Source organism: Acrocarpospora pleiomorpha, from assembly GCF_009687885.1.
In the GTDB taxonomy this organism is placed as follows: Bacteria; Actinomycetota; Actinomycetes; order Streptosporangiales; family Streptosporangiaceae; genus Acrocarpospora; species Acrocarpospora pleiomorpha.
On sequence record NZ_BLAF01000006.1, the window covers coordinates 109,883 to 123,089 of the forward strand.

10 protein-coding genes and 1 pseudogene are annotated in these 13,207 nt (G+C 68.1%); 8 read left to right on the plus strand and 3 right to left on the minus strand.

Annotation, left to right across the window (positions count from 1 at the left end; genetic code table 11):
• The first annotated feature begins 8 nt into the window (after positions 1–8).
• The 3 genes from Aple_RS04765 to Aple_RS04775 are packed head-to-tail and all read left to right on the plus strand — an operon-like array spanning position 9 to position 5,032.
• Positions 9–3,053 (plus strand): ATP-binding protein, encoded by a 3,045-nt coding sequence (locus Aple_RS04765; RefSeq protein ID WP_155343226.1) that lies wholly within the window; start codon positions 9–11, stop codon positions 3,051–3,053.
• Positions 3,054–3,108: 55 nt separating this feature from the next.
• Positions 3,109–4,338: a MurT ligase domain-containing protein gene (locus Aple_RS04770; RefSeq protein WP_155343227.1), complete on the plus strand. Its 1,230-nt coding sequence runs from the start codon at positions 3,109–3,111 to the stop codon at positions 4,336–4,338.
• On the plus strand, positions 4,328–5,032 hold the full coding sequence (locus tag Aple_RS04775) for a type 1 glutamine amidotransferase (protein WP_155343228.1): 705 nt from the start codon (positions 4,328–4,330) through the stop codon (positions 5,030–5,032). The genes Aple_RS04770 and Aple_RS04775 overlap by 11 nt, the downstream gene beginning before the upstream one ends.
• On the opposite strand, the gene Aple_RS04780 is transcribed toward Aple_RS04775, so the two are convergent.
• Positions 5,029–5,391 (minus strand): DsrE family protein, encoded by a 363-nt coding sequence (locus tag Aple_RS04780; RefSeq protein WP_155343229.1) that lies wholly within the window; start codon positions 5,389–5,391, stop codon positions 5,029–5,031. The genes Aple_RS04775 and Aple_RS04780 overlap by 4 nt on opposite strands.
• A 37-nt stretch (positions 5,392–5,428) precedes the next feature.
• Between Aple_RS04780 and Aple_RS04785 the strand changes: the two genes are divergently transcribed.
• From Aple_RS04785 to Aple_RS52750, 3 genes are all read left to right on the plus strand, one after another.
• Entirely contained in the window at positions 5,429–5,926 is a 498-nt protein-coding gene (locus tag Aple_RS04785) for a heme-binding beta-barrel domain-containing protein (RefSeq protein ID WP_155343230.1), read from the plus strand.
• 22 nt (positions 5,927–5,948) lie between these two features.
• Positions 5,949–6,242 (plus strand): DUF2470 domain-containing protein, encoded by a 294-nt coding sequence (locus tag Aple_RS04790; protein WP_155343231.1) that lies wholly within the window; start codon positions 5,949–5,951, stop codon positions 6,240–6,242.
• A 128-nt stretch (positions 6,243–6,370) separates the two neighbouring features.
• Complete coding sequence (locus Aple_RS52750; RefSeq protein WP_218038112.1) at positions 6,371–6,904, plus strand: GNAT family N-acetyltransferase; 534 nt, start codon at positions 6,371–6,373, stop codon at positions 6,902–6,904.
• A 179-nt stretch (positions 6,905–7,083) separates the two neighbouring features.
• On the opposite strand, the gene Aple_RS04800 is transcribed toward Aple_RS52750, so the two are convergent.
• Together Aple_RS04800 and Aple_RS04805 are read right to left on the minus strand one after the other, a co-directional pair.
• Positions 7,084–9,927 carry a poly(A) polymerase gene (locus Aple_RS04800; RefSeq protein WP_155343232.1) on the minus strand — a complete coding sequence of 948 codons (2,844 nt, stop codon included), beginning with the start codon at positions 9,925–9,927 and terminating at the stop codon, positions 7,084–7,086.
• A 2-nt stretch (positions 9,928–9,929) separates the two neighbouring features.
• Complete coding sequence (locus Aple_RS04805) at positions 9,930–11,630, minus strand: RNA ligase family protein (RefSeq protein ID WP_155343233.1); 1,701 nt, start codon at positions 11,628–11,630, stop codon at positions 9,930–9,932.
• Positions 11,631–11,980: 350 nt separating this feature from the next.
• Between Aple_RS04805 and Aple_RS04810 the strand changes: the two genes are divergently transcribed.
• Positions 11,981–12,391, plus strand: coding sequence for a Fur family transcriptional regulator (locus Aple_RS04810; RefSeq protein ID WP_155343234.1), 411 nt, complete (start codon positions 11,981–11,983; stop codon positions 12,389–12,391).
• Positions 12,392–12,559: 168 nt separating this feature from the next.
• Positions 12,560–13,207 (plus strand): annotated as a pseudogene (locus Aple_RS04815) (hypothetical protein); the annotation flags it as partial.

Sequence of the window (13,207 nt, forward strand, 5' to 3'; positions counted from 1 at the left end):
GGGGTCTCATGCAACCGTTCCCCCTGAGCGGGCCGTGGTACCGAATTCAGGCGATCACCGCACCGTCGCGTACGTCGTCGGCGGAGTGGGACTTCGTCAACGTCCTGCCGGCGGTTCTCTCCGCCGCGCAGCGGGACCGGCCGTTCGTGATCGGCTGGCTGTCCCGGGGTTCCGGGGCGCCGCTGGAACTGATCACCAACGCCGGGCCGCTGACGCCGCCGCGCCCGCCGCGCCGGGCCGCCACCACGATCGAGGTCGTGCCCACCGGGCCGCAGCCGCTGCTGTTCCCCGGCGGCGCCCGCGGCGTGGAGATCGGCGACGACTGGCTGGCCGACCTCGCCGACCTGGTCTGGACGCCCTGCCCTGGCCGCCAGGCACCGCCGCTGGCCGGCCGCCGTGAGCCGGAGCCCGACGACTCCAAGCAGCCGACGCTGTTCGAGTCCACCCTGACCACGCTGATGTCCCGCCCGTTCGGCTGGGTGGTCGTGGCCGAGCCCACCGACCTGCTCGACGCCGAGGTCGCCCACCTGCGCACCCAGCTGAACGTGCTCCGCCAGTACGGCGACGCCTCCGAACGTTCCCGCTACGACGCCGAGCGCGCCGAACGCCGCATGCAGGAGCTGGACGCCTTCCGCGAGGCCGGGCTGTGGAACGTCCGGGTCCTCGCGGGTGCGGCAGGCCCGGAGGAGCTCCGGCAGATCGCCCCGGTTCTGGTGGGTTCGGTGGAGATGAGCCACCATCCATACCGGCTGCGCAGCGCCATGGCGGGTCCCGCCCGGCCGAACGCCGTCGAGCCCGTCTACGGCTTCAGCGAAGCGCTCAACGTCAACTTCGCCGACCCCACCGACAGCGCCGCCGCGCCCTTCGCCGCCACGGCGGGCGCGCTCGCCGCCCTGGCCGGGCTGCCCCGGCGGGAGGTCCCCGGCGTGCGGGTCCTGGACACCGGCTTCTTCGACGTCACCAGCGAAGCCGACAGCACCACCGGCGAGATGATCGACCTGGGCGCGATCATGGACGGCCAGGAACGCGCGGTCGGCACCTTCCGCGTCCCCCTGGCCACTCTGAACCGCCACGCCTTCGTCACCGGCGCGACCGGCTCCGGCAAATCCCAGACCGTCCGGCACCTCCTGGAACAGCTCACCAGGGCCGGAATCCCCTGGCTGGCCATCGAACCCGCCAAATCCGAATACTCCGCCATGGCCGGCCGCGTCGAGCAGTACGCCCCGCTGACCGTGATCAACCCCTCGTCCCCGGACAACGTGCCCTTCAGCGTCAATCCCCTCGCCCCCGAGCCCGGCTATCCCGTGCAGGCCCACATCGACATGGTCCGCGCCCTGTTCATGGCCGCCTTCGACGCCGAGGAGCCGTTCCCGCAGATCATGTCGCTGGCCCTGCAGCGCGTCTACGAGGCCAACGGCTGGGACGTCGTCACCGGCGGCGGCATCCCCGGCGCGGCCGTGCAGCCCGCCATCCCGACCCTGGAACAGCTCCAGCAGCACGCCCTGGAGGTCATCCAGGAGATCGGGTACGGCAACGAGGTCCAGGCCGACGTGGAAGGCTTCATCACCCTGCGGCTGCGCTCGCTGCGGGTCGGCTCCGCCGGGCGGTTCTTCGAGGGCGGCCACCCGGCAGACATCGGCGGCCTGCTCCAGCGCAACGTGGTGCTGGCCATCGAGGACGTCGCCAACGACGAGGACAAGGCGTTCCTGATGGGCACGCTGATCATCCGGATCGTGGAGCACCTGCGCATGCGGGCCAGGCAGGAGAAGTCCAGCGGCCTGCAGCACGTGATCGTGATCGAGGAGGCGCACCGGCTGCTCCGCGACCGGGGCGCCCAGCGCGCCTCCACCCACGCCGTCGAACTGCTGGCCGGCATGCTGGCCGAGAGTCGCGCGTACGGCGAGGGCATCATCGTGGCCGAGCAGATTCCCACCAAGCTGGTCTCCGACGTGGTCAAGAACACCGCGCTGAAGGTGATGCACCGGCTGCCCGCCGAGGACGACCGGCAGCTGGTGGGCGCGGCCATGAATCTGAGCGAGGAGCAGTCCCGGCAGGTCGTCTCGCTGCAGCCGGGGTTCGCCGCCGTGTTCGCCGACGGGATGGACCGGCCGCTGCGGGTCCAGGTGCCGCTGGGGGAGGACCGGGAGCAGGTGCTGCTCGGGCCCACCCCGCCGATCTGTGGGCGGCGGTCGGCGGCGTGCGGGCGCGAATGCCGTACGGGGAAGGCGTGCACGCTGTTCGAGGTGCGTGAGGCCGACCTGCTGGCCGGGGCGCCGGAATGGGCGTGGCTGCGGATCTGGACGGACACGGTGGTGTTGTCGTTCGTGGCCAACCGGTCGCTGCCGGGGGTGCCGCGGATCCTCGCCGACATCTGGGCGGAGCTGCCGCCGCGGCGGCGGGAGTGCCTGCTGGCCACGCTGGTGGAGCGGAGCGTGGCGCGGCGGGCGTGGTCGCTGCGCACCTGGTTCGATCCGACGTTGCTGACCGAGAAGGCCGCCGAGGTGGCCGCCGGGCTGCTCGGGGCGGTGGTCGAGACGCCGCCGATGGCCGCCGGAGATCGGCCGGGGCCCGCCTGGGTGATCCCGCAGATCCGGTGGCTGCACGAGGTCGACCGGCTGTTCCCGTTCGGGCATCCGGCGCCGAACCTGCGCAGCCCGGCTCCGACCATGGAGTACGCGCTGTTCGGGACGGACGCGTCGGGTCGGCCGTACGCGCATCAGGGGGTGAACGGCGCGGTGGAGACCTCGGGGCGGACCGAGTTGCTCGGGCATCGGGCCAAGGCGTTGCGGCACCATCCGCTGTCCATGGAGGTGGACCGGAACCGGGCGCTGGCCTGGCGGGTCATCCTCGGCGACGACGAGCACGAGGGCATCCAGAAGGACATCGTCACGGTCGCCATCGGGGTCGAGCCCCGGGAGCGGATCCGGCATGTCGCCCAGACGATGGGGGCGGGCTGGCTGGAGACCGTGCTGTCCTGGCCGCGCCGGTTCGTGCTGCCGTTCGACGGGGACACCCCCGCCGAGCTGTCCTTCGCCGAGGCACCCGTTTCTTGACCTTCTGGCGCGGCTAGGATCTCGGCATGAGCCAGCGCGATGAGGAGAGGGCCCTGTGAGCCAGTTGCCGCTGCGGGCGCAGCTCGCCAGTGCCCTCGGGCGGACGGCCGCGACCCTGTCCCGGGCCACCGGGCGCGGCGACGGATCGGTGATCGGGGGCCGGGTGGGGCTGCTGCTCGAACCCGACCTGCTGCGGAAGCTGGCCGCCGACCGGCGGCTGGCCCTGGTCAGCGCCACCAATGGGAAGACCACCACCACCCGGCTGATCACGGCCGCCCTGCGCGAGCTGGGCGACGTGGCCAGCAACGCCTTCGGGGCCAACATGCCCGCCGGGCACGTGTCCGCGTTGTCGTCGAACAAGGCGGCGCCGTATGCGGTGCTGGAGGTGGACGAGAAGTACCTGCCGGAGGTGCTCGACACGACCGAGGCCGGGGTCGTGGTGCTGATGAACCTGAGCCGGGACCAGATGGACCGGGCGGCCGAGATCTGGCTGCTGGCCCAAAAGTGGCGGCGGGCGCTGGACGGGAAACCGGCGCATGTGATCGCCAACTGCGACGATCCGCTGGTGACCTGGGGGGCGTCCACGGCGGCCCGGGTGACCTGGGTGGCCGGGGGGCAGCGCTGGCGGGAGGATTCCTGGTGCTGTCCCGAATGTGGCGGGCCGCTGGATCGTAAGGCGGCGGACTGGGCCTGCCGGGAGTGCACGTTCCATCGGCCGGAGCCCAACTGGGTGCTCGACGACGAGGACGTGATCGATCCCCGGGGGGAGCGCTGGCGGCTCAACCTGAAGCTGCCCGGGCTGGCCAACCGGTCCAACGCGGCCATCGCGCTGGCGACGGCTGAAGCCTTCGGGCTCGCGCCGCACCAGGCGCTGCCGCGGCTGCGGGAGGTCACCTCGGTGGCCGGGCGCTACACGACGGTGGAGCGGGACGGGCGGTCGTTGCGGCTGCTGCTGGCCAAGAATCCGGCCGGGTGGCTGGAGGCCTTCGACGTGTCCAGCGCGGCGCGGCCGATCATCCTGTCGGTCAACGCGCAGGGTCCGGACGGGCGGGACACGTCGTGGTTGTGGGATGTGGACTATCGCATCCTGAACGGGCGGCCGGTGCAGGTGACCGGGGAGCGGCGGCTGGATCTGGCGCTCCGGCTTGACGTGGCCGAGGTGCCGTTCACCCTGCGGGACTCCTTTACTCAGGCGGTCGACGCGTTGCCGCCGGGGGAGATCGACGTCATCGCCAACTACACCGCCTTCCAGGCGATCCGGACGGAGTTCGGCCGTGCAGAGTAGCTTGCGAATTGTCTGGATTTATCCGGATTTGTTGAGTACTTATGGGGATCAGGGGAATGTGCTGGTGCTGGAGCAGCGGGCTCGGCGGCGGGGGATCCCCGTTGAGACCGTGCACGTGCGTTCCTCCGACCAGGTGCCGGAGCAGGGAGACATCTACCTGATCGGCGGCGGCGAGGACCGGCCGCAGATCCTGGGCGCCGAACGCCTGCGCCGCGACGGCGGCCTGCACCGCGCCATCGAGCGCGGCGCCGCCCTGCTCGCCGTCTGCGCCGGCTACCAGATCATGGGATCGGTCTTCGGCGGCGAGGAAGGCCAGCCCGTCCCCGGCATCGGCCTCCTCGACATCAGCTCCAGCCGAGGCGAACGCCGCTCCGTCGGCGAACTCGCCGCCGACGTCGACCCCGAACTCGGCGTCCCCACCCTGACCGGCTTCGAGAACCACATGGGCGTCACCCACCTCGGCCCCGGCGTGAAACCCCTCTCCAAAACCATCGTCGGCACCGGCAACGGCGACGGCACCGAGGGCTGCCACGCCGGCAAAATCATCGGCACCTACCTCCACGGCCCAGCCCTAGCCCGCAACCCCGGCCTAGCCGACCTCCTCCTCCGCTGGGCCGTCGGCCCCCTCCCCACCATGGACGACACCTGGTACGACCGCCTCCGCCAGGAACGCCTAGCGGCGGTCTTGCCCTAGTACACGAGTGCTTGCGCACCTTCGTGGAGGACTTCTTCCACGAAGGTGGGTGCGCCCGCGATTCGGACGCCGGGAATGACGTCGTCCTGGGTGATGCCGCGGCGGGCGGCGCATTGGGTGCACAGGGTTACCTGGCCCCCGGCCAGGACCGCGTTCAGCAGGTCTTCGAGTGGGGCCGCTTCGGGTAGGTCGAACTCTTTGGCCCGGCCGGGCAGGGCGAACCAGGCTGACTCGCCCGTCAGCCAGAGCGATACCGGGACCCCGCTGACCAGGGCCGCGGTCGCGACCGTGAACGCCTGGTTGCACCGCTCGGGTGCGTCGGTGCCCGCTGTTACCTTGATCACCAGTTGGCGTGTCATGGGGAGAGCCTACGCCCGGGCACTACGCTTGACTTCCATGGACGTACATCCCGATCTCGAACCGATAGCCTTCCTGCTGGGCCGCTGGGAGGGCGCGGGCGTCATCGGCTATCCGACGATCGAGAGCGCGAACTTCGGGCAGGAAATCCTTTTTGGACACAACGGCAAGCCGTTCCTGACGTACGAGAGCCGGAGCTGGCTGCTCGACGCCGACGGCAACAAGGTTCGGCCGCTGTCTCGGGAGGCCGGGTTCTGGCGCATCCAGCCCGAACGGCAGCTCGAGGTCTGCCTGGCCCACCCGACCGGCATCGTCGAGATCTACGTCGGCGAGGTCGTCTTCCACAAGATCGAACTCCAGACGGACGTGGTCGCCAGAACCGCCTCCGCCAAGGAATATTCAGCTGGTCGCCGCATCTACGGCCTGGTCAACGGCAGTCTTATGTACGCATACGACATGGCCGCCGTCGGTCAGCCCCTCCAGTCCCACGCCTCGGCCGAACTCAAGAAGGCAGCCGAGTTCACCGGCGAGCCGTGACGGAAATTTTAGGATTGGCCATATGAGCAACCCATTCACCGACGAGGCCATCGCGGCGATCAAGCGGCACATGAACGACGACCACGCCGCCGACGCCCTACTGATCGTCCGCGCCCTGGGCGGCCGCCCGAACGCCACCAAAGCGATCACCACCAACGTGGATGGCGAAGCGATCTACTTCGAAGCGGACGGCGACGAGATCCGAGTCCCCTGGAGCACAACCCTGACCGAGCGCGCACAGGTCCGCGTCGAGGTGGTCAAACTCTACGAACAGGCCTGCGCCACCCTGGGCGTACCCACCCGGGGGGCTCACTGATCCGGTCCTGGCGGCCCTGATCAGTTCGGCTTTGGTTTTCTAGCGCCGCATCACCCAATGTTTGCCCTGATATGAGGTCCCACCTGTCGGCCGGTAGTCTCGGGTCGTTTCCGGGACTGGAGGTACTCGTGGGCGTTGAATGGGTTCGGCTCAAGCTTGACCTGGACGCGTTCGACGACGCTCGATTCGAGCCATGCCTTCGTAGCTGTCGGCAGGCCGGCGTCGAGTTCACGACCATGGCCGCTATCGGCGACACAGCTGAGCATCGGCGCGCACTCTATGAGTTGAACAGGACATGCTCCGCCGACATCCCGGGGCGAGGGGAGTTCTACACGTTCGACGAGTACCTCGCTCAGCGCATCGAGATTCCGACCTACGATCCCCGAGGTGTCGTTCTTGCCCTGGACGGCGGGTCGTGGGTAGGCATGGCGGCGACGTCGATCCACCCTGAGGGACACGCTTTCAGCGAGATGACAGGGGTGCTGGCCGGCCATCGCGGAAGGGGGATCTCGCTGGCCATGAAGCTCCTGGCCATCGGATACGCGCGTGCTGCCGGCGCGCGCCGGCTGCGGGCCCTCCATCACCCCGGCAACGCCTCGGCCATCGGCATGAACCGGCGACTGGGATTCGTCGACGATGGACCGCCAACCACAGCGGCGTGACGGCCTATTGCGTCCCACCACGTTCGCTTTGGCCACGACAGGATGCCGCCGCCGCTCATGGCGCCGGTGCGGTGAGGACCACCGGCAGCGTGAACGGTGCCAGGTAACGGCGAGCGACCCGGTGACCTGGCCATCTGTTGGGCGTGCTTAGTTGGATTTATCGGCTTTCTTGGCGTAGGTCAGTTGAGTGTGGGGACTTCGCCGCAGTCTGCTCGGTTGACGGTGACGCCGGGTAGGCCCTCGGTCCAGCGGGTTGTGATCTCGGTCAGGGTGGTGGCTTCTGGTGGCGTGTGGCCGAGGCCTATCGCGAAGCGGGTCAGGTTGGGGCCGGTTTCGAATGGGCGGGGCCAGGCGTGGACGTCTGAGGATCCCGCGCGTTCGAGGGCGGCGATGAGGGCTCTCATTCGGCCTCGGGCTTTGCCCGTCTCGCCGTTGATCGTCACGATTGCCCAGGCCGCGTGGCGTCGGTGCATGGGCGGTGGCGAGAGTAGCTCGTCGGTGCCGGTTGTTTCCCAGGCGCGATAGAGCTCTTGGGTCAGTAGGTCGCGTCCGTTCATGGTCACCTGATCGCTGCATGGGCGTACAGGGGCGGTTGGAGTCATGATCTGCACGGGAGCGTCGGAGAAAGCTGCTTGATCAAGGGTGATCGGCTCACGCCAGTCCCATGCGGCCCAGGTAGCGAAGAACGTGCGCAGCAGGTCGTCCGATGGGAGATCGGGCGTCTCGCGTACCGTCTGGGCCGCAAGGATGGTCCAGGCCAACCCGGAAAGCCCGCCGAACGGAGCTGAGTCCAGCCCTCTGGCCCGTGCCCACGCCTTCACCTGGCGAGCAAGCCCGACAAATCCGGATTGATTCTCACCGACCGCAGCAAGGATCGCGTCCGCGTCACTAACCGCACTCAACGCGATCGCGGAACCCTCATCCAACTCACCCCGACGAGAAACCGCCGCCTCAGGGGCGATATCCCCAACCCCGACAACAACCAGATCGATCTCCAAATCCGCCACTCGCATCCGCAGCCCCGGCACGCGCGCACCCACTACCCGCCGCATCCCCTTCACCTGCGGAAACGCCTCCACCACACGCGCCTCCACCCGCTCAAGATCGACCACCCCAGGCAGCGCCACGACCAGATCCAGATCCGCCCCAGCCAGCTCACACCCCAACCGCCGCGACCCGACAACATGAACCACCCCATCCCCCAGACAATCCCGAACCCGCGCCACGACCTCCTCAACCCGCAGTTCCCGATGAATGTCCGGCACGGGCGGCTCATTGATCCACCGCAGCTCACCGCTACCCAGAGCGATGGCCGCGCGGGGCCGCATGGGCTCGTCGGCCCGGCGAGAAAGCAGAACTATTTCGCCGACGTGGGCGGACATGGGGTTAAGGCGAGGATGGCGGTCGGGGTTGCGGGCTTTGGCCAAGGTCAGATGGGGGGTGAAGGTCTCGTGGTGGGCTTGGTGGGTGGGGAAGGCGCGTGCGAGGGCGTGGTGGAGGGCGGCCCATGATTCGGGGGCGCCTGGGTTGAGCCAGATTGTGGTGTTGTCGCGGTGGTGGAAGGTGCCGATGCCGTGGAGGAGGGCGGTGAAGGGGGCGGTTGTGGAGGCTGCGGTTGTGAGGAGGGGGGCGGCTGCTTCGAATGAGGATTCTGGGATAAATCCTGATATCAGGGTGACGTGGGGTGGCCAGCGGTCGATTTGTGGATCATGTTTGGTGCGGATTTCCTGGATGGGGGGCCAGAGTTCCTTCGGAGGGATCCAGACGATCGCCGTTCGGGCGGTTGATGGCGTAGCTGGGGTGTTCTGGCCAGGTGTCCATGTGTGCGCTCCAGTGGTGGCTTCTGCCCTTGTGTGTGCTCTGGAGGTGATGCCTGGCTGGGCGTGCGCTATGGAGGTGGTATCTAGCCGTCTGTGCGCTTCGGAGGGGGTGTTCTGGTCGATGGTGATGTCTACGGCGAGGCCGTAATGGTCGGAGATGAACAGGTTGTCGTTGGTTGCGGGGGAGTCGCCTAGGAGGGTGGCGGTGGTTGGGGTCAGGGCGGGGCTGCGGAGTAGTACGCGGTCTATTCGGGCGGGGCGGCCGCCGAGGGACTGGATGGCGGCCAGGGGGTTCTTGGTGGGGTCGAAGGTTGGGGTTTTGTCGGAAGGGCCGTGGACTTCGGTCCAGGCGTCGCGCATGGTGAGGGCTTTTTCGGGGTGGCCGTCGTCGTTGAAGTCGCCGATCAGGATCAGGTCGGCGTCCACGGGGAGCAGGCCTTCGGCGATGGTGGCGACTTCTGATTCGCGTTTGGCTGGGCCGTTCTGGGCGTAGTCGCTGGTCAGATGGGTGGTGGCCAGCACGACAGGGCCGGTGGCGAGTTCGAGGGTGATGGCGGAGAGGGCTTTGTAGGGGCCGTAGGCGTGGATGCCCGCTTCGCGGACCGGTAGGCGGCTGAGCAGGAGAAGTTTGTTCTTGGCGATGTTGTCGGCGCAGAGGGTGTAGCTGTCACGGATCCACGGGATGCTCTGGATGAGGTCGAGTAGTTCGGCTTCGACCTCCTGGAGCGCGATGATGTCGGCGTCGGCTTGCTCCAGGGCATCGACCAGGAGCGGTCTGCGGCGGGCCGTTTCGATCCGGTCGCTGAAATACCGATCCCAAAGGGTGTTCCAGGTCAGAACGCGCAGTGTCGTCGGTGGCCAGGCGACCGGGACGGGTTCCGCTGGAGTCCAGCCCGCATTCGCATCCCAGGAGAGCGACGTCGCCGCCGTGAAGAACGGCGCGTTCAGCTTGCGGGGATCCTGGGCCCGACCGGCCGACGAAGTATTGACCACATCCAGCCCGCTCGCCCGATCCCACACCGTTTCGCCGTCCGCTTCGACGAACATGACCCGATGCCACGGGATATCCCCACCCGGGACGAAAGCGGGCAACGGCACCCGTTTAGGGGCGGCTCCGCGCACATTCACCCCGAGCACGAAACGCGCCGGGTCGAACCGCGGATCCCACCGGATCTGGTGGTAGATCTCCTCGCTTGTGCGCATGGTCAATCCTCCCCGTCGAGGGTTCCGGCTGTGTCGAGTACGGTCCCCTCCTCCCCGATGTACCAGATCCGGTGTGCTTCGCCCGGAAATGGAGGCCCAAAGCGCCGAAGCTGGCTGGTGAGCACGTTCGCGGGGACGGGGTACGGGCGATTGGCGTTGCGCCGCACGACCACGTCATCGCGAACCAGCATGACCGCATAAGTCGTCAACGCGTCCCGGCGCTGGGCCGCTTTCAGAAGCACCGAACGCTGGCGGCGATTCAGCGCGGTGGCGTCCCAGATGACCGTTCCGCCACCGGCGAGGAGCGTGTCCAGCCGCCGCAGGGCGTCACGGTAAACAGCGGCGTTGGCCTGCTGATCCGAGCGTGACCCGCGGGCTTCGCGGAGATCGTCGAGTGAGACGATCGGGTCTCCGTGACCTGCGGCGAAGGTGCTCTTTCCACTGCCGGAAGGCCCGACGGTGACGATCAGCCGGGGGAAGTCGCCGGAAAGCCGGCGCCAGTTGCGCGCGATGCCTTCCTCGGCCGTGCTGACCCGTCCCATGGCGTACGCCTCCCGCGTCTCCGCCCAGCATCGGTCCGCGATGTCGCCCTTTCCGCCAAGCTTTTCGCGCAGACCCGTACGCAATGCCGCGAAGGGTGCTTCGCCGAGGAGGCCGGAGTCTTCGGTGTGGAGTTCTGACCATTCGACCTGTTCGCGGGCTTCCCGGGTGGTTGCGACTGTGGCGGCGATCGCGTGGAGGATTTCCAGGTCGGTGGCGAAGGCCAGCCGTACCAGGCCGGAGCGGCGGGATTCGTCCGGGAAAGGGTCGTGGAGTTTGGTGTGCAGGCCGACGAGGTCGGCGATGCGTCGGGCGAGGGGCATGCCGAGTGGTGCCACCAGGTGGGGGGCCAGCCAGGCTCGGCGGGTGGCGTGGAAGAGGGTCGCGAGGACTCCCGCCAGGCGGGCGTCGCCGGTGCGGCCCAGCAGGTCGAGCCGGGTGGAGATCTCGGTCAGGTCGACCGGTTCTGGGAGGTCTATCCCGGTCGCGGTGAGCAGGGCTTGGGCGTCCGGGGATGATCCTGATCGCAGGTCCCAGAGGGCGGCGGCCGGGCTCAGGCCGTTCTCGACGACGGGTGCGAGCATCCAGTGCGCGTCGGTTTGCACGTGGTTGGGGCGGACCCATTTGGCGACACGATCGGCGAATTCGTCGCGGGTGAAGGCGTCGGCGGTCCGTACGACATAGCCTTCCTGGCGAGTCTCGTCCAGGCGGAGAGCGTGCAGCGCCCGCTCGTCGAAGATGCCACGCCAGAGGACGCGAGGTACGGGGATGCCGAGCTTTCTGGTGAAACGTACGGTCTGGTCCCAGTCCAGGCATTGGTTGCCGTTCCAGACGGAGAAGGCGTAGAACCAGCTTTCCAGGTCCTGGTAGGGGATCGAATGGCGGGCGAAGAGGTTTTCTCCGCAGATGCGCCAGCCTGGTGGGATTGATCGGGCTATCCGGGCGTGGAGGCTTTTGATCCACGTTCGGGAGGGGTGGTGTGCCGAATCCAGTGAGCGGGCGTGCAAGCCGTCGGAGTACATCGTCGTGTTCTCGCCGTCGAGTTTCTCGGTGACGACGATCTCGCGGCCTTCGAAGGCTGTCAGGCGGGGGATTCGGATGTCGTCGGTGACGGCACCCGGGGACCAGGGGAGGTGAGGGGTCCGGGGGTAGGGGATTCGCATGACCATTCCTGCGCGTACCGTACGTGACTGGATACTGGGCGGGATGGGTGCGAGGCAGAGAAGAACCCCGGGCGCGCTCCGCGTCGCGGCTGGTTGCAACCTGTCGACGTGGGTCGGCTGGACCAATGGCGGAGGATCCTGTCCTCGGCCGCCGACTGCCCGGGGTTCCGGTGTCTGTCTGGATTTACGCTGGTTGGCGCAATCCGGAGCTGGTCCGGTTCGCCAGTCCTAGCGGACAGCCACCTCGCTAGCCCAACTATGATCAACCATTGTTCGGACCACCTCCTCTCTGCGTGATTCGCAGGCTATGCGAGCGCTCGCGAGTCGGGCAAGCGAATAAACTCGCTGCTATGACCGAGACGTGGCATGAAGAACTGCGGGCCAAGGGATACAGGGTTACGCCGCAGCGCCAGCTCGTTCTGGAGGCGGTGAGCGCCCTCGGTCACGCGACCCCAGAGGACATCTGTGCCAAGGTCCAGCAAACCGCCCGGGGCGTGAACATCTCCACCGTCTACCGGACGCTCGAGCTCCTCGAAGAACTCGGCCTGGTCACGCACACCCACCTGAGCCACGGCGCCCCCACCTACCACCTGGCCGCCGACGCCGACCACGTGCACCTGGTCTGCCGAGGCTGCGGCGAAATTGTCGAAGCACCCCCTGGCCTGGTTCAGGGCATGGTGGACGGCCTGCGCACCGAACTCGGCTTCGACACCGACGTCCACCACCTCACAATCTTCGGCCGCTGCCGCGACTGCCGCTGACCTTGGCCTATCCTCTTAATGGGCGGCCGCCCGCTCCGTAGCCTGTGCCTTCCGCGTCACTAAGGCCTCTTCGTGACCTGCGTTCCTCAGTCCAGACACAGGCGCGCCGAGCCGTAATTGGCTGCCCTCGGGCGCGGTCGGATGTCCGGTGGACATAGCCTTGGATGTATGCGCAGCCCGTTGCTGAACACTCCCGGAGCCGTTCCCGCTCTTGCCCCTGACGACTCGGTGGCCGCCCACTACGGCGACCCGTATGCGGAACAACGCGCCCTGCTTCAGGGCACGGCACTGGTTGACCGCAGCAACCGCGATGTCCTTCGTATCTCGGGCGTCGATCGGCTGTCGTGGCTCAATGACCTGAGCTCTCAGAAGGTCGACAATCTTGCGCCCGGCACGGCTACGCAGACCCTGATCCTCGACCTCCAAGGCCGGGTCGAACACCATTTGACGCTGATCGACGACGGCAACGCCACCTGGATCCACGTGGAACCGGGCACTGGCACCGAACTGGCGACTTATCTCGAAAAAATGCGCTTCATGCTGCGGGTCGAGATCACTGACCTGACCGCCGAATACGCGGTCGTCTCCACCGCACCAACGCCAGCGCCCTCTGCGGCACCAGCGGCCAGTTCTTCCACGGGACCGGCGGCTGGGCCTTCTGCGGGTCCAGCGGGTGGGTCCTCCGCAGGCACGGACGCGGCTTCGGACGCGTCCCCTGGAGTGATCGCCCTCCGCGCTCTCGCCGAGAACACCCCCAGTGCGGTCGTCATCGGCACCGACCTTCTCGTCCCCCGCCCCGCCCTCACCACTGTGATC